This window comes from Kineococcus sp. TRM81007 (assembly GCF_022669155.1).
Lineage (GTDB): Bacteria > Actinomycetota > Actinomycetes > Actinomycetales > Kineococcaceae > Kineococcus.
Window position 1 is genome coordinate 26,864 of sequence record NZ_JALBVB010000029.1, and the last position, 16,489, is coordinate 43,352.

The 16,489-nt window shown below is 77.5% G+C and carries 14 protein-coding genes; 5 read left to right on the forward strand and 9 right to left on the reverse strand.

Annotation, left to right across the window (positions count from 1 at the left end):
* Window positions 1-2,461: hypothetical protein (locus MN205_RS02360; protein WP_242123950.1), on the forward strand; the 2,461-nt coding region annotated here is incomplete at its 5' end.
* Here MN205_RS02360 and MN205_RS02365 read toward each other — a convergent pair.
* Both MN205_RS02365 and MN205_RS02370 read right to left on the reverse strand, forming a co-directional pair.
* Window positions 2,458-3,471: a hypothetical protein gene (locus MN205_RS02365; RefSeq protein WP_242123952.1), complete on the reverse strand. Its 1,014-nt coding sequence runs from the start codon at window positions 3,469-3,471 to the stop codon at window positions 2,458-2,460. The genes MN205_RS02360 and MN205_RS02365 overlap by 4 nt on opposite strands.
* 16 nt (window positions 3,472-3,487) lie before the next feature.
* A complete protein-coding gene (locus MN205_RS02370) occupies window positions 3,488-4,306 on the reverse strand; it encodes an NAD(P)H-binding protein (protein ID WP_242123954.1) in 819 nt (272 codons plus the stop codon).
* Window positions 4,307-4,499: 193 nt separating this feature from the next.
* Between MN205_RS02370 and MN205_RS02375 the strand changes: the two genes are divergently transcribed.
* Together MN205_RS02375 and MN205_RS02380 are read left to right on the forward strand one after the other, a co-directional pair.
* Window positions 4,500-4,664, forward strand: a complete 165-nt coding sequence (locus tag MN205_RS02375; protein WP_242123955.1) for a hypothetical protein — start codon at window positions 4,500-4,502, stop codon at window positions 4,662-4,664.
* A gap of 22 nt (window positions 4,665-4,686) precedes the next feature.
* Window positions 4,687-6,750 carry an alpha/beta fold hydrolase gene (locus tag MN205_RS02380; RefSeq protein WP_242123957.1) on the forward strand — a complete coding sequence of 688 codons (2,064 nt, stop codon included), beginning with the start codon at window positions 4,687-4,689 and terminating at the stop codon, window positions 6,748-6,750.
* Window positions 6,751-6,810: 60 nt separating this feature from the next.
* Here the strand turns inward: MN205_RS02380 and MN205_RS02385 are convergent, their stop codons facing one another.
* The 5 genes from MN205_RS02385 to MN205_RS02405 form a co-directional block, all read right to left on the reverse strand.
* The gene (locus MN205_RS02385; protein ID WP_242123959.1) at window positions 6,811-7,707 is read right to left on the reverse strand and encodes an SDR family oxidoreductase; all 897 of its coding nucleotides are present in this window, start codon (window positions 7,705-7,707) and stop codon (window positions 6,811-6,813) included.
* Between the two features lie 119 nt (window positions 7,708-7,826).
* Entirely contained in the window at window positions 7,827-8,540 is a 714-nt protein-coding gene (locus MN205_RS02390; RefSeq protein WP_242739373.1) for a response regulator transcription factor, read from the reverse strand.
* Window positions 8,537-9,958 carry a sensor histidine kinase gene (locus MN205_RS02395; protein ID WP_242123961.1) on the reverse strand — a complete coding sequence of 474 codons (1,422 nt, stop codon included), beginning with the start codon at window positions 9,956-9,958 and terminating at the stop codon, window positions 8,537-8,539. The genes MN205_RS02390 and MN205_RS02395 overlap by 4 nt, the downstream gene beginning before the upstream one ends.
* A 161-nt stretch (window positions 9,959-10,119) precedes the next feature.
* On the reverse strand, window positions 10,120-10,836 hold the full coding sequence (locus tag MN205_RS02400) for a PspA/IM30 family protein (RefSeq protein WP_242123962.1): 717 nt from the start codon (window positions 10,834-10,836) through the stop codon (window positions 10,120-10,122).
* 98 nt (window positions 10,837-10,934) lie between these two features.
* Window positions 10,935-12,962 (reverse strand): TPM domain-containing protein, encoded by a 2,028-nt coding sequence (locus MN205_RS02405; protein ID WP_242123964.1) that lies wholly within the window; start codon window positions 12,960-12,962, stop codon window positions 10,935-10,937.
* A 140-nt stretch (window positions 12,963-13,102) separates the two neighbouring features.
* Here MN205_RS02405 and MN205_RS20145 point away from each other — a divergent pair, with 140 nt between their 5' ends.
* Complete coding sequence (locus tag MN205_RS20145; protein WP_308220224.1) at window positions 13,103-14,647, forward strand: methyl-accepting chemotaxis protein; 1,545 nt, start codon at window positions 13,103-13,105, stop codon at window positions 14,645-14,647.
* A gap of 105 nt (window positions 14,648-14,752) precedes the next feature.
* Complete coding sequence (locus MN205_RS02420; RefSeq protein WP_242123966.1) at window positions 14,753-15,106, forward strand: helix-turn-helix domain-containing protein; 354 nt, start codon at window positions 14,753-14,755, stop codon at window positions 15,104-15,106.
* A gap of 92 nt (window positions 15,107-15,198) precedes the next feature.
* On the opposite strand, the gene MN205_RS02425 is transcribed toward MN205_RS02420, so the two are convergent.
* Both MN205_RS02425 and MN205_RS02430 read right to left on the reverse strand, forming a co-directional pair.
* Window positions 15,199-15,804: a ClpP family protease gene (locus MN205_RS02425; RefSeq protein WP_242123968.1), complete on the reverse strand. Its 606-nt coding sequence runs from the start codon at window positions 15,802-15,804 to the stop codon at window positions 15,199-15,201.
* Window positions 15,801-16,403, reverse strand: coding sequence for a ClpP family protease (locus MN205_RS02430; protein ID WP_242123970.1), 603 nt, complete (start codon window positions 16,401-16,403; stop codon window positions 15,801-15,803). Before MN205_RS02430 ends, MN205_RS02425 begins: the two co-directional genes overlap by 4 nt.
* Window positions 16,404-16,489 lie beyond the last annotated feature (86 nt).

Here is a 16,489-nt window from a genome sequence, read left to right on the forward strand (position 1 = left end):
CGGGCCCGGCGACCCCGGTGGCGCCCTGCGCGGTGCCCTGCGCGACCACGTGGCCGGCGGTGGCGACGACTCCGGCGACCCCGGCGACGCCGCGGTGCGCCGCCTGCTCGCCGAGCCGGCGGCAGGCGGCGACGAGCCCCGCGGCGGTGAGGAGGCCGACCGGCTGGCGTCCGCGCTGCTGCGACTCACCGCCACCCGGCCGGTGCTGCTCGTCGCCGACGACGCCGAGGAGGTCGACGCGCAGAGCGCCGCCGCCGTCCGCGCGGTGCTGCGCAGCCCGGCCCGCGCACCCCTGCTGGTGCTGGCCGCCGCCGAGCAGCAGCGCCTCGGTGCCGAGCACCTGCGCGGCCTGCAGGACCTCGACGAGCGCGGGCTGCTCACCCGCCTGGACCTCGGCCCGCTGGACCTGCTGGAGGCGCACGACCTCGTCCACGCGGTGGTCGACGGCGACGACCTGGTGCCCCACCTCGGTGCGCTGCACCGCGGCTCGGGCGGCAACCCCTACCTGCTGACCCGGCTGGCGCAGCAGCCGGTGCGACGGCGCCACGACGAGCACGACGAGCACGACGAGCACGACGGCGGCGGCCCGCCCCCCGTGCACCGGCCCGACGAGGGGGTGCGCGCGTACGCGCGCATCCGCTGCGCGGACCTGGGGGCGGACGCGCTGACGCTGCTGCGGACGGCCGCCGTCGCAGGCTCCGGCGAGGGGGCCGGCGAGGAGGTGCCCGTGGGGACGCCCGTGCTGGCCGTCGCCTCCGGTCTGGGGGAGCGGCGCACCGCCGCCGCCCTCAGCGAGCTGTGCGCCCACGGCCTGCTCGTCGAGGCGCCCCCCGCGCGCCCGGGCTCCCCGCCCCGCCCGCCCCGCTTCGTCCACGGCGTGCTGCGCGACGTCCTCTACGCGCAGCTGAGCACCTCCGAGCAGCGCGTCCTGCACGCCGTCCTCGCCGACGCCCTCGGCGCCGCGGCCGCGCGCGGTGGGCCGCGCGAGCCCGGACCGCACCACCACCGCGCCCTCGCCGAGCACGTCTGGCGCAGCCGTCCGGACCACGGCGGGCGCGAGGTGCTGGACGTGTGCGAGCGGGCGGCCCAGGAGGCCGCCGACGCCGGCGAGCCGCACGAGGCCGCGCGCTGGTGGCGGCACCTGCTCAGCGCGGTCCCCGAGGACGACCTCGCCTCGCGCGCGCTGGCCTCGGTGCGCCTGGGGCGCCTGGAGCTGGCGACGGGGACCGAGGGGCACGAGCGGCACCTGTTCGGCGGCCTCTTCGACGCGCTGCGCAGCGACCGCGTCGACCTCGCGGTGAGCGCCGCGGCGGCGCTGCTGGACTCGGTGGCCCGGCGCCCCGGCCTGCTGGCGGACGTCCTGGCCGTGGACGACCTCGTCGCCGAGCAGCTCCCCGGGGCCGGGCCCGCGGCCGGCGAGCTGGACCGCTGGCTGCCCGACTACGCGGCCCGGCGCCTGCGGGTGAGCGGCCGGGCGCTGCCGCGGCCGCTGCTGCAGCGGGCGCTGGAACCGCTCGCCTGCCGCCTGGAGCACCGCACGGGCCCGCTCCTGGTGCACCAGCGGTGCGCCGAGGCGGAGGACCTGTGGCTGCTGGCCGGCGCCGTGGGCGACGACCCCGCCCGCCTGCACGCCGCGGCCCACGGCGCCGCGGCCGCCGCCGTGCTGGGCCGGCCCCGCGGGCCGCACGAGGCGCGCCTGCGCGCCGTGGCCGGGTGCTCGGCGGGACCGGCCGGCGGTCCCCTCGCCGGGCAGGTGCGCGACGCCCTGCGCCAGGGGGCCTTCGCCCGGGCCACCGCCGACGGGACCCTCGACGCGCGGGGGTGGTCGGAGGCGCTCGGTGTCACCGGGGCGCCCGGCGGGGCGGGTGCGGCGGCGGGCGCCGACCCCGCCCGGCGGCAGGCTCTCGTGGCGTCCTGGGCGGGACTGGGCGTCGGCGCGGCCCCGCGCGGCCCCGCCGGGCCCGTCGACCACTGCCTCGAGCAGCTCCTGGCCGCCGGCGAGGCCGCGGCCCGCTCCCGCGCGCGCTGGCTCGTGCCCACCGTGCTGGCCGACGCCCCCGGCGACGCGTGGTGGCACTCGGTGGGCGTGCTGGCCGTTGTCGTCGCCGACACCGGCGACGAGCACGCCGCCGTCCCGCTGCTGGAGGCCCTGCGCCCGCTGGCCGGGCTGACGTGCGGGCACGGCGACCGCTCCGACGTCGGTCCCGCGGACCTGCACCGCGGGCGGCTGGCCTTCCGCGCCGGCGCGTGGGACGAGGCGGAGGAGAGCCTGACGGCCGCGATCGCCCAGGCGGCCCGGCGCGGGGCGACCACGTGGCTGGTGCGTGCGCAGACGGAGCTGGCGACGGTGCTGGAGGGCCGGGGCCGCGTCGCCGACCGGGTCCTGGCCGCGGCCCTGCGCGCCGAGGCCGGCCGGGTGCGGTGCGGGAACGAGCGCCGCCCGGCCCCCGGGCCCCGCTAGGCGTGCGGCCCGGCGACCACCTCGGCCACCTGGGCGCGCCCGACGGCCGCCGCGAGCCGTCCCGCGAGGCGCCCGGCGGCGGCCGCGCCCGGCAGGTGCAGCAGGAGGCGCAGGCCGTCGTGCCGGCGCAGCAGCCGCTCCAGGACGGCCAGGCTCCACCCGTCCAGGTGGCGGGCGTCGTGCAGCACCAGCACCGCCGGGCCGCACCGCGTGAGCCGGCGCACCACCTCGTCGAGGCCGTCCCCGCCGGGGTCGCCGAAGGGGTGCGGACCGTCCGCGGCGGGTGCCCACCCGTCCGCCGCGTCCAGCAGGGCGGTCACCGTGGACAGCTGCCCGGCCCCCGGGCGGCAGCGCACCCGCAGCACCACCGCGCCCCGCGCGTGCTCCTGCAGCGCGACGTCGGCCGCCCACGCCTCGGCGGCCGGGCCGCTGCCGCGCACGCAGACGACCCGGGCCCCCGGTCCCGGTGCCCCCGGGAGCGCGGGGGCACCCACCACCGCTCGCCGCGCCCACTCCAGGGCGCCGGTCCGCCGCCGCGGTCCGGCGCCGGTGCTGGGGCGCAGCACGTAGTACCGCTGCCCCGGCGGGCACCGGTGCGGGCACAGGGCGAACAGGTCCGCGTCCGGCGAGAGCATCGGCCCCGCCACCAGGGCCGCGCCCGGCGGCAGCAGGACCGCTCCCGCCGGGACCTGCTCCAGGAGCTCGGCCGGCACGCCGCCCGCCACGGCCGGGTGGCCACCGGCACCGCCCGGGGCCGCGGCGTCCTCCTCCAGCAGGACGGCGCGGCGGTCGCCGTCCCCGGCGGGCAGGCCCGCGGCGGCGAGCGCGCTCAGCGCGGTGAGCACCGAGGGGTGCCTGGTGGTGCTGAGCGGGACCGCCGCGTCCCCGCCCGCGTCCGCCGCGCCCGGGTCGTGCCGCGGGGCCCGGAACACCAGCAGGAGCACCCCGCCGCCCGGACCCCGCGGGACGCCGCGCTGCGCGGGCAGCAGCGTCGTCGTGGCCGTGGTCACCCGCCGCTCGCTCGGGTCAGAGCGCGGCGGCCGGGACCGGCGCCCACACCCCGGTGGCGGCCGCCTCGCGGGCGTAGGCGGAGAAGTCCTTGGGGGCGCGGCCCAGGGCCCGCTCCACCCCGTCGGTCACCGAGGCGTTGCGGCCGTCGAGGATGATGGCGAACAGGTCCGCGAAGTCGCCGGGCAGGCCCTCGCGCTCCAGCTCGGCGGCGTACTCGGCGTGGCTGACGGGTTCGTAGCGGATCTCGCGGCCCGTGGCGCGGGACAGCTCGTCCGCGACCTCGGTGAAGCTCAGCAGCCGCGGGCCGGACAGCTCGTACACCTGGCCGGTGTGCCCGGGCTCGGTGAGCGCCGCCACCGCCACGTCGGCGATGTCGTCGGCGTCCACGAACGGCTCGACGGCGTCGCCGGCGGGGATGGACAGGACGCCGGCGCGCACCGGCTCCAGGAAGAAGCTCTCCGAGAAGTTCTGGTTGAACCAGTTGCAGCGCACCACGGTCCACTCCAGCCCGGAACGCTGCACGGCCTCCTCGCTGGCCACCGCGCCCTCCTCGCCGCGCCCCGACAGCAGCACGACGCGACGCACGCCCGCCGAGCGGGCGACGCGGCAGAACTCCTCGATCAGTTCCGGGACGCCCGGGAACGCCAGGTCGGGGTAGTAGGTGACGTAGGCGGCCTCCGCGCCGGCCAGCGCGGGCGCCCACGTGGACGCGTCCTCCCAGTCGAAGCGGGGTTCCGTCGAGCGCGACCCGGCGCGCACGTCCTGACCCTTCGCGCGCAGCCGGTCGGCCACGCGACGACCCGTCTTGCCGGTTCCACCGATGACGACGATCACTGGTCCTCCTCCTGTCGCGGCCCGTGCCGCGGTGCGGTCGTGGGCCCCGCTGCGGGGCCGTGCCCAGTCGACCGCCGCACCCCCCCGCCCGGCCATGCGCGCACGCCGCACCCGCATGCGCCCCCGGCTCAAGGGGGTGACGGGCGGTGCCGACACCACGAGCACGTCACCCGGACGGCGCAAGGAGAACGGCATGACCCCGTACCGCCTCGCCCTCGGCCTCGTCGCGACGGCCGCCGCCGCGGCCGGCATCGCGCTGCTGCCCGCCACGGCCGCCCCGGCCGACGCGGTCCCGGTCAGCACCGTCCAGGAGCACCCGGGGCACCCCGGCGCGGCCCCCCGCCCGGCCGGGCCGTAGCCGCCGGGAGGTAGAACGGGGCATGGCCCACAGCCCCACCGCGACACCGTTCGCCGACCTCGACGCCTTCACCGCCCTGCCGCGCACGGCCGGCCTGGCGCTGTCCGCGGACGGCACCCGCCTGGTGACGACGGTGGCCACCCTCAGCGCCGACGCCACCCGCTGGCGCGGGGCCCTGTGGGAGGTCGACCCCACCGGCGAGCGTCCCGCCCGCAGGCTCACCCGATCCTCCGCCGCGGAATCCTCACCCGTGTTCGCCCCCGACGGCACCCTGCTGTTCACCTCCGCGCGCCCCGACCCGGACGCGGGAGCCGCCGAGGACACGCCCGCCGCGCTGTGGGCGCTGCCGCCGGTGGGGGAGGCCCGCGTCGTCGGCACCCGGCCCGGGGGCGTGTCCGCGCCGCTGGTCGCCCGCACCTCGAACCGCGTGGTCGTCACCTCCGCGACCATGCCGGGCGCCGACGACGCCGAGGACGGCCCCACCTCCGACGCCGCCCGCCGGAAGGCGCGGAAGGAGAAGGGGGTCACCGCCGTCCTGCACGCGCGGGTCCCGGTCCGCTACTGGGACAGCGACCTCGGTCCCGACGAACCCCGGTTCCTCACCGCCGAGCTGCCCGGCGCAGAACCCGCCGCCGGCACCCGCGACACGCTGCGCTGGCGGGACCTGACGCCCTCGCCCGGCCTGCGCCACCGCGAGGCCAGCGCCGCCCTCACCCCCGACGGCGCGGAACTCGTCACCACCGAGGTCGTCGCGCAGCCCCGCGGCGACCAGCACGTCCGGCTGGTCGCGATCTCCACCACCGACGGGTCCGTGCGCGTCCTCGCCGACGACCCGCAGCGCGAGTTCGGCGCCGTCGCGCTCTCCCCGGACGGGCGGCACGTCGCCGCGCTGGCCGAGTCCCGCTCCACCCCGCAGCAGCCGCCGTCGGTGCGGCTCGTCGTCGTCGCCGTCGACGGCTCCGGGGTGCGGGAGGTCGCGCCCGAGCGGCAGTTCTGGGGTGCGCGGCCGCAGTGGGGGCCCGGCTCGGACGAGCTGTTCCTCGCCGCCGACGACCACGGCCGCGCCCCCGTGGTCCGCGTCGACGTCGCCGGCGGTGAGGTGGTGCGGCTGACGGGAGACCACGGCGCCTACGGCGACCTGCAGGTCTCCCCGGACGGCGCGCACGTGTACGCGGTGCGCTCCGCCGTGGACGCGCCTCCGGCCGTGGTGCGCCTGGACGCGCGCACCCCCGGCCAGGAACCGCAGCACCTGCCCGGTCCCGCGCCGGTGGTGGAACTGCCCGGCACCCTCACCGAGGTCACCACCACCGCCGCCGACGGCACGCGGGTGCGTGCATGGCTGGCGCTGCCGTCCGGCGCCTGCGCCGAGAAGCCCGCCGCGCTGCTGCTGTGGGTGCACGGTGGGCCGCTGAGCTCCTGGAACTCCTGGTCGTGGCGCTGGAACCCGTGGCTGGCGGTCGCGCGCGGCTACGCCGTCCTGCTGCCCGACCCGGGCCTGTCCACCGGGTACGGGGCGGAGTTCCTCGCCCGCGGGTGGGGGGCTTGGGGCGCCGAACCGTACACCGACCTGATGGCGCTCACCGACGCCGCGCTGGAGCGCGACGACCTCGACGCCACGCGCACCGCCGCCATGGGTGGCTCCTTCGGCGGGTACGTGGCGAACTGGATCGCCGGGCACACCGACCGCTTCCGGGCGATCGTCACCCACGCGTCCCTGTGGTCGCTGCGCGGGTTCGGGGGCACCACCGACGCCCCCTGGTACTGGTCGCGGGAGATGACGCCCGCGATGGTCGCGGCCAACGACCCCTCCGCGCACGCGGCGGACATCACCACACCCGTGCTGGTGATCCACGGCGACAAGGACTTCCGGGTGCCGATCGGGGAGGGCCTGGCGCTGTGGTGGGCCCTGAACGAGCACTGGGACGGCGACCCGCAGGACCTGCCGCACCGGTTCCTGTACTTCCCCGACGAGAACCACTGGGTGCTCACCCCGCAGCACGCGATCCTCTGGTACGAGACGGTGTTCGCGTTCCTCGCCACCCACGTGCACGGGGTCGACCCCCTGGTGCCGGAGCTGCTGCGCTGAGCGGTGCGCCGCGGGACGGTGCCGGGCCCGCCGGTGAGCGGGCCCGGCACCTCCGGGCCGTCAGGAGATCGGCTTGCCGCCGGTGACGCCGATGACCTCGGCGGTGATGTAGCTGGACTCCTGCGAGGCGAAGAACACGTACGCCGGGGCCAGTTCCGCGGGCTGCCCGGCCCGGCCCAGCGGCACGTCCTCGCCGAACGAGCCGACGGCGTCCTCCGGCATCGTCGCCGGGATCAGCGGCGTCCAGATCGGGCCGGGCGCCACGCAGTTCACCCGGATCCCGCGCTCGGCCAGCATCTGCCCCAGGCCCTTGGTGAAGTTCACGATGCCGGCCTTGGTGGTGGCGTAGTCCAGCAGCGGCGGGGACGGCTGGTACGCCTGGATCGAGGCCGTGTTGATGATGCTGGAGCCCTCGCCCATGTGCGGCAGGGACTTCTTCGTCAGCCAGAACATCCCGTACAGGTTCGTCTTGAACGTGCGGTCCAGCTGCTCGGTGGTGATGTCCTCCAGGCCGCCGGGCTGGGCCATCTGGTAGGCGGCGTTGTTGACGAGGACGTCGATGCGGCCGAACTCCTGCACGGCCCGGTCGACGATCCGCTGGCAGGAGTCCTCCTCGCGGATGTCGGCGGCCAGCGCGACGCCCTGGCGGCCCGCGGCCTCGACGTGGCCGACGGTGGTGCGCGCGTCGTCCTCCTCCTCGGGCAGGTGCACGATCAGCACGTCGGCGCCCTCGCGGGCGAAGGCGATGGCCACGGCGCGGCCGATGCCGGAGTCGCCGCCGGTGATGACGGCCTTCTTGCCCTCCAGGCGCCCGCTGCCCCGGTACGACTCCTCGCCGTGGTCGGGCTCGTCGCGCAGGTCCCCGGTGCGGCCCGGGTGCGCGATCTGCTCGCCCTCGTTGTCGGGCTGGGCGTGCTGGGAGGTGGGGTCCTGCGGGGTGGTCTGGTCCTCGGCCACGGTGTCTCCTCGGTGGGCGTCGTCGGGGGCGGCCGCCCTCTTGCAGCCGTCCCCCGTGCACGCTCGGGAACTACCCGCCGTCGTGCTTCCCATGCGCGCCGTGCCGGCCCGCGGTCGCCTCAGCCGTCCAGCAGCCCCGCGTCGTGCGCCACGATCGCCACCTGCACGCGGTTGTGCGCCTCCAGCTTCGTCAGCAACCGCGACACGTGCGTCTTCACCGTCGCCTCGCTCATGAACAGCTCGCGGCCGATCTCGGCGTTCGACAGCCCGCGGCCCACCGCGCCCAGCACCTCCCGCTCGCGCTCGGTCAGCAGCTGCAGGCGCTCGGCGGCCTCCCGCCGCCGCGGGTTCACCGCGTCCGCGGCGAAGTGCCCCACCAGGCGGCGCGTCACCGTCGGCGAGAGCATCGCCTCGCCCGCCGCGACCACCCGCACCGCCGCGACGAGCTCCCGCGGCGGGGTGTCCTTCAGCAGGAACCCCGTCGCGCCGGCCTGCAGCGCCTGGAACACGTACTCGTCCAGGTCGAACGTCGTCAGCATCACCACGGCTGGCGCCTGCGGGCGGGCGGTGATGGCCTGGGCGGCGCTCAGACCGTCCATCACGGGCATGCGCACGTCCATGAGCACGATGTCCGGGCGGTGCGCGGCGACGCCCTCCACGGCCTGCGCGCCGTTCTCCGCCTCGCCGACGACCTCGAGGTCCTCGGCGCTGGACAGGATCATCCGCAGCCCGGCGCGCACCAGCGCGTCGTCGTCCACCAGCAGCACCCGGGTGGGGCGCGCCGGTGCGCCGCTCGGCGCGGTGCCCGCTGAGGGGCTCGGGTCGGTGGTCACTGTGCTGCACTCCGTCCGTCGTCGGGCGCACCGGCGGGTGCGGGACGGTCCGCGCTCGTGCCGCCGCGGCCGACCGTCACCGGTGCGGGGGTGAGTCTGGCATCCGGCGGCGTCCACGCGGCGGTGGTCCGCTGCGCCGACCGGCCCTCCGGCAGCGGCCACGGCAGCTGCGCCCGCACCGCGAACCCGCCACCGGGTTCCGGGCCGCTGCGGATCGTGCCCTCCGCGAACCCCACCCGCTCCGACAGGCCCACCAGACCCGAGCCCGCCCCCGGCAGGCCGGAGGGCTGCCCGTCGGGGCGGGCGTTGACGACGGACACGATCAGCTCGCGGCCCACCTCCCCGGAGATCGTCACCACCGTGGGCGCCGACGGGGCGTGCTTGTGCACGTTCGTCAGCGCCTCCTGCACCACCCGGTACACGGTGCGGCCCAGCTCGGCGGGCACGTCCGCGTGCACCGGCACGTCCGTGCGGAACTGCGCCGCCACCCCCGCCTCCCGGCTGGACTCCACCAGGCGGCGCACGTCCACCAGCGTCGGCTGCGGCGCCAGCTCCGCCGCCGTGGCGGCGCTGCTCCCCGCCGCGCCGGTGCCGGAGCCGGGGGTGCGCAGCACGCCGAGGACCCGGCGCAGGTCCTCCAGCGCGGTGCGCGCCGTCTCCCGGATCGTCGCCGCCGTCGTCTCCACCTGCTCGGGACCGACGTCGGGGCGCACCTCCAGCCCTCCGGCGTGCAGCGCCACCAGCGAGATGCGGTGCGCCAGCACGTCGTGCATCTCCCGGGCGATGCGGGTGCGCTCGGCCAGCCGCGCCTGCTCGGCGCGCAGCGACTGCTCCTGCTCGGCGCGCTCGGCGCGCTCCCACAACGTGCACACCAGGGCCCGGCGCGCGCCCACGTAGGCGCCGACGAACACCACCAGCGCCGTGCCGAGGGCGGCGGTGAACACCGAGAAGCCCCACCCGTCCAGGGTGGTGCGCGCCGCGGCGGTCACCGAGGAGAGGAAGCCCAGCACCGCCAGCAGCACCAGCAGGCGGTCCCTGCGGCGGACCGCCAGCGTGAGCAGCGCGAAGAACATCGCCCCGTCGAACGCCACGAGCAGGGCCACCGCGATCGAGGCGACGGTGACCGCCACCGGGTAGCTGCGCCGCCACCACAGCGACGCGCAGGAGGCCAGCACCACCAGCAGGAGCACCACGTCGGCGGCGCCGACGTGGGAGAGGTCCAGCGGGGCGGCGTAGTAGCCGGAGGCAGCGGTGTCGACGGGCCCCTCGACCTGCACGGAGAACCAGACGACCGCCACCAGCAGCGACAGCGCGATCGCCAGCAGGTCGCGCAGGCGCGGGGCGAAGGGCCAGCGGGCGACGCGGGGGTCGCGCACCGGCGGGGAGACCGGCGGGGCCGGTGGCGGGGCGGCGCTCACTCCCACAGCGTAGGTACCCCCCGCCCGGGGGCCGTCCTCCGATCGTTGCGCGCAGCACGCGACGTCCGTCGCACCCCGTGCCCCGCCCCACCCCGCGGTGATCCCGCACGGGTGAACGCTCGACCGTGCAGGATCACCGCCGTGGGTGGGCGGGGGCGCGGTCAGGCGCCGGACTTCAGGGCGGCCAGGCGGGCCTCGACGTCCAGGTCGGCCGACAGGTCCTCCAGCTCGGCGAACCGCGCGTCCAGGGAGTCGGCCTGCAGCTCCGCCTGCCCGGCCACCCGCGCCTCCTCCCGGCGCACCCGCTCCTCGAAGCGCGACAGCTCCGAGGTGGGGTCCAGCACGTCGATCGAGCCGATCGCCGCCTGCACCTGCGACTGGGCCTGCGCGGCCTTCGCGCGCGCCACCAGCTGGTCGCGCTTGCCGCGCAGCTCCGTCAGCTTCTCCTTCATCGCCGCCAGCCCGCTCTTGAGCTTGTCGACGACCTCCGTCTGCGCCGCGATCTGCGGCGTCGCCGCGCTGACCTCCTGCTCGAAGGAGATCTGCCGCTTCAGCGCCAGCTTCGCCAGCTCGTCGAAGCGGTCCGCCTCCGCGCCCCGGCCCGCCGCGCGCAGCTCGTCCGCCTTTCGCGAGGCCGCCAGCGCCTTGCCGCCCCACTCCCGCACCGCCGCCACGTCGTCGTCGCGGTCCGCCTCCGCCAGGCGCAGGTTCCCGATCGTCTGCGCGATCGCCGCCTCCGCGTCGGAGATGTTCGCCGTGTAGTCCCGGATCACCTGGTCCAGGACCTTCTCCGGGTCCTCCGCCTGGTCGATGAGCGCGTTGACGTTCGCCCGCGCCAGCTGCGCGATGCGCCCCAGGATCGACTGCTTCTGCGCCACGTCCCCGTCCTCCCCGCCGGCCGCGCCGGCGCCTCGTGCTTGCCCGTGCCGCTCCGACCCTCCCAGCCCCCGCCCCGCCGGGCAGCCCGGGACGCCCCTCAGAACCGCCCGCCCGCCCCGCGCCGGCCCCCGCCGGAGGAGCGCCGGCCGCCGCCGGAACCCCCGCCGAAGCTCCCGCCGAAGCCCCCGGAGCGACCGCGCCGCGCGCTCGGTCCCGGCCCGCCCCACGAGCCCCCGAACCCGCCGAAGCCCCCGCCGAACCCGCCGCCCCACGAGCCCCCGAACCCGGTGCGGCGCCGCCCACCGCCCAGCAGCACCCCGCCCAGCAGGTCCTCCAGGCCCGGGCCCGCCACCGTCCCCGGAGCACCCCACGCGGACGCGTCCGCGCGCGCGAGCCGCCCCGCCTCCTCCGCCAGCGCGTCCGCCGTGCGCGCGTGCTGCAGCGCCGCCGCCGCGTCGCCGTCCGCGAGCTCCACCGCCGCCCCCAGGTGCCGGCGGGCCTCCGCCAGCCGGGTGCGGGCCGTGCCGCCCACCGCACCGCGCCGCGTGGCCACGAAGTCCTCCGCCGCCTCCACCTCCGCGCGCGCCGCCAGCAGCGCCTGCTCCAGCGCCGCCCGCTCCTGGCGGCGCTCGCGGGCCGTCTCCTCCACCGCGTCCCGCGCCGCGTCCAGGGCCCGCTCGGCCTCCACGACGCGGTGCAGCGCTCCCAGCGGGTCCTCGGGGCCCTGCTGCTGCGCCGACGCGGCGACGGCGCGGGCGGCGGCCAGCGCCCCGGCCAGCTCCGCCGGCACCGGGGAGGAGGCCCCGGCGGGCGCGTCCGCCGCCGCGCGCAGCCGGGCCAGCGCCACGGGCAGCTCCTGCACCGCGCGGCGCAGGCCGGTGCCGGTGCGCTCCACCGACGTCAGCAGCTGCTCGGCCTGCACCAGCGCCCCCTGGGCGGCGCGCACCGCGTCCACCACCTCGCCGGCGCGGGTCGGGTCGGCCAGCGCGCCGCGCGCCTCGACGGCCGAGCGCTCCGCCAGGTCCAGGCGCTCGGAGGCCTGCTGGGGCGCGTCCTCGACCGTCGCCAGGGCCGTCCCCCCGAACTGCCCGCGCAGCGCGTCGAGCCGCTGCCGCGCGGGTCCCACCGCGTCGCGCAGCGCGGGCAGGCGCTCCTCCACGCCCGTCAGGACCTCCGGGGCGCGGCGCACCAGGTCACGCAGCTCGTCGACGCTCCCCGAGGCGGCCTCCAGCGTCTCGTCCACGCGGCGGCAGTCCGCGACGATCCCGGTCAGCACCTCGCGCCGGCGCGCCTCGGTCTCCGGCTCGGCGTCGTCCAGGCCCTGCCGGGCGGTGAACGCCGCCGTCAGCGCGGCGCGCGCCTCGGCGAGCACGTCGCGGAAGCCCGCGGTGCGCTGCTCGCCGAACTCCGCGGTGGCGAACTCCAGCTCCTCGGCGCTGGAGCGCACCGCGTCGTCGGCGCGCACCAGCAGGGCGTCGGCCGTGCGGGCCAGGTCGGCGGTGCTCGTGCCGGCGAACTCACCGCCGCGCGCCGCGCTCGCGCCCCCCGCGCCGGTGCCGCCGCGGCGCGAGCGAGCCAGGAGCAGCGCGCCGCCGCCGGCGACCACGACGGCGCCCGCGGCAGCCCAACCCCACGGGAACCCGCCGCCCAGCGCGTCGTCGATCGACTCCGCGCCGGCGACGACCGCGCCGGACCAGTCGCCCTCCACCAGGTGCGCCTCGGTGTCGCGGGACAGCTGCGTCAGGTCCGCGTCGCTCAGCGGGGAGGCGTCGTCGACGGAGTACGCGAAGGCGCCCTCCTCCGTGGCCACCGCCAGCAGCACGTCGTCCACGCCGAGGCCGCTGGCCAGGGCCGTCTCGTCGGCCCACCGCACGGGGTCCTCGCCGTCGAAGGAGTCGACGAGCACCACCCACAGCTGCACGCCCTCCCGCTGCTGCAGCTCGCGCAGCGCCGGCGCGACGTCCGAGCCGTCGAGCGCACCCACCCGGTCGGTGACCTGGCCGGGCAACCGGAACGGCTCCACCGCCACCGCCGGGGTGGCCGCGGACCAGGTCAGCGCCCCGGTCGCCAGCAGGGCGGCCGCAGCGGCGCGCCGGGCACCTCGGGGACGGGGTCGTCGCAGCACCGCGCCAGTCTGGCGCAGCGTCGCCCACCCGGCCGGTCGAGCCGCCCGGGGCCGTTCAAGCCGCTGCACCGGACTGCCGATGGCACGGGAGCACTCCGCGCGGCGCACCAGGCGGCCGCCCTCGACCCCCTGGAGGGGACGTGTTCGGACGCAAGACCCGGGCCGGCGCCGGCCCGCTGGCCCCCGCAGCCGCCCCCCGCGACGTGGAGGCCCTGGAGGCGGTCCTGGCCGCCTTCGAGCAGGCGAGCACCGAGGCCGAGGTGTACCGGGCGATGGTGCGCACCATCACCGACACCTTCGGGCTGGACTACGGCGCCGTCTGGCGGCCCGGCCCCGACGGCCGCTTCGTCGTCGCCGAGGAGTTCGGCCGCGGCGTCGCCGCCCTGGCCTCCTCGCGCGGCACGTCCCTCGGCCCCGGCGACGGCTGGGGCGGCAAGGCCATCGGCGAGCGCGAGCACGTCCACCTCACCCCCGACTCCGCGGGCACGCCCTGCCGGCGCTGGCAGGACGCGCAGGCCGGCGGCGCGGTCGAGGGCGCCCTGTTCCCGTCGATCGACTGCGGTGAGGTCACCGCGCTCGTCGAGTACTACCACTCCGCACCGCTGCCGTTCTTCGGCCAGCGCGCCGGCAAGTGGGAGTCCATCGATCGGGTCCTCGCCAGCGCCCGGCACTCGGTGCGCACCCGCGCGGAACTGGCCGAGACCCTCAGCGACCGCGAGGCCGTCACCACCGTGGTCACCTCCCTGTCGGAGGCCCGTGACCGCGACCAGGCCCTGCGCGTGGCCCTGGACACCGTCCGCGAGGCGTTCGGCTGGGCGTACGGCTCGTTCTGGGCGCTGGACGAGAGCGACCGGACCCTGAGGTTCGCGGTGGAGTCCGGGTCGGCCGGCGACGAGTTCCGCCGGGTCACGCTCGCGGCGTCGTTCGCCGAGGGCGTCGGGCTGTCCGGGCGCGCCTGGCGCGCCCGCGACCTGGTGTTCGTGCGCGACCTCGCCGAGGTCACCGACTGCGTGCGGGCGCCCGCGGCGCAGCGCGCCGGCGTGAAGTCCGGCGTCTGCTTCCCCATCACCGTCGGCGGCCACGTCGTCGGCACCATGGACTTCTTCGTCACCGAGTTCGTGGACCTGTCAGAGACGCGCGCGGCGGCGCTGCGCAACGTCGCCCAGCTGGTGTCGCAGCGTCTGGACGTGCTGCACCGCGCCGAGGTGGACGCCCAGAACTCCCGCGAACTGCTCGACACCGTCTCGCGGCTGCGTGACGCCGTCCTCGACGCCGGCCGCGTCGGCGACTCCGCCGCCGGGCAGGCCTCCGCCCTGACGGGGGAGGTGCAGGCGCTGGCGCAGGCGTCGCAGGCCGTCGGCGAGGTCATCAAGATCATCTCCGGCATCGCCGACCAGACGAACCTGCTGGCGCTGAACGCCACGATCGAGGCCGCGCGCGCCGGTGAGCTGGGCCGCGGTTTCGCGGTCGTCGCCAGCGAGGTGAAGGACCTGGCCCGCGAGACCGCCGACGCCACCCAGCGCGTCGCCCAGCAGATCGCCGGCATCCAGGCCTCCAGCGAGCAGGTCACGGCCGGCATCGAGGGCACGACGGCGATCATCCGGGAGCTGGACGCGGTGCAGGCGCGCATCGGCGCCGTCCTCGACGAGCAGGTGCGGATGGCCACCGCCTTCGAGGACCGCTGACCCCCCCGCGCCCGGCAGGGCCGTCCGCTCACAGCGGNCGGACGGCCCTGCCGCGTCCCGGGGACCGGCGCTAGCGTCGGTGGGACCCCGACGCTGGAGGTCGCCGTGAGCAGTCCCGCACCGCCGCCGGTCCTGCTGCCGGTGCGTGCCCGTCCCGGCCCGCTGCTGCGCGAGCTCGTGGGGTCGGTGCTGCGCGAGGAGCGCGTCGCGCAGGGGCGCACCCTCGCCGCCGTGGCCGCCGTCTCCGGCGTCTCGCTGCCGCACCTGTCGCAGGTCGAGCGCGGCGGGAAGGAACCGTCCTCGGAGGTCGTCGCAGCGATCTGCGGAGCCCTCGGCCTGCCGCTGGCGGAGCTGCTGCGCCGCGCCGCCGGCGAGCCGCTGGACGTGACGTCGTCGGCGCGCTCCGGTGCGCGTCCCGTCGCCCCGCCCGGGACGGTCTCCCTCTCCCTCGCCGCCTGAACCCTCGGCGCCCCCGCCCCCACCCCCACGGTGATCTCGCACGGTTGAACCCTCACGCTCGCAAGATCACCGCGGGGAGGGGGTGGCGGTCCTCAGGGGTGGGCGGGGCGCAGGTCGGCGGGGGCGATCACCCGGTCGGCGACGCCGTAGGCGACGGCCTCGGCCGCCGGCAGCACCAGGTCGCGGTCCAGGTCGGTGCGCAGCCGCTCCACGGAGTGCCCGGTGTGCCGGGAGAGCACCTGCTCGATCTCACCGCGCAGCCGCAGCACCTCGCGCGCCTGGATCTGCAGGTCCGCCGCCGTGCCCTGCGCCCCGCCGGACGGCTGGTGCAGCAGCACCCGGGAGTGCTCCAGCACCGAGCGCTTGCCCGGTGCGCCCGCGGCCAGCAGCACCGCCGCCGCCGAGGCGGCCTGCCCCACGCAGAACGTCGCCACGTCCGGCTGCACGAACCGCACCGTGTCGTAGATCGCCATCAGGGCCGTGGCCGACCCCCCGGGGGAGTTCACGTAGAGGTTCACGTCCGCCACCGGGTCCTCCGAGGCCAGGTGCAGCAGCTGGGCGATGACGACGTTCGCGACCGCGTCGTCGATCTCTCCGCCGAGGAACACGATGCGCTCCGACAGCAACCGGCTGAAGACGTCGGAGGTGCGTTCCCCGCGCGGGGTGGACTCCGTGACGTACGGGACGAGCGTGCTCACAGCCCCACCCTCCGCCCCGCGCCCAGGCGCACGTCGTCCACCCGCTCCACGACGCGGTCCACGATGCCGTACTCGCGGGCCTCCTCGGCCGTGAACCACCTGTCCCGCTGGGAGTCGCGTTCGACCGTCGCCACGTCCTGCCCCGTGTGCTCGGCGATGAGGCGTTGCATCGTCGCCTTCGTGTGCGCCAGGTTCTCCGCCTGGATCGCGATGTCGGCGGCGGTTCCGCCGATCCCGCCGGACGGCTGGTGCATCATCACCCGCGCGTGCGGCAGCGCGAACCGCTTGCCGGGCGTCCCCGCGCCCAGCAGGAACTGCCCCATGCTGGCCGCCATGCCCATCACGAGGGTGGCGACGTCGTTGGGGATCAGGCGCATCGTGTCGTAGACGGCCAGCCCGGCGCTGATGGAACCGCCGGGGGAGTTGACGTAGAGGGCGACGTCGCTCTTCGGGTCGTCGGCGGCGAGCAGCAGCAGTTGTGCGCAGACCCGGTTCGCGACGGCGTCGTCGACCTCCTGGCCGAGCACGACGATGCGCTGGAACAGCAGCCGTTGCGACAACTGGTCGTCGAACGGCCCGGTGGGTGTCGGGGTGGGCATCGCGTCTCCTCGCGGTCGGGGGTTCCCGGTCCCCACCAGCCTCACCCCGAGCCGGGGCCGCACCGTGGGGTTTCTCCCCGCGGGAG

Bases quoted from the DNA above. Each gene is read 5' to 3' on its own strand.
- MN205_RS02375 (WP_242123955.1), top strand. From the start codon at position 4,500: ATGACCCCGTACCGCCTCGCCCTCGGCCTCGTCGCGACGGCCGCCGCC.
- MN205_RS02380 (WP_242123957.1), top strand. From the start codon at position 4,687: ATGGCCCACAGCCCCACCGCGACACCGTTCGCCGACCTCGACGCCTTC.
- MN205_RS02430 (WP_242123970.1), bottom strand. From the start codon at position 16,403: ATGCCCACCCCGACACCCACCGGGCCGTTCGACGACCAGTTGTCGCAA.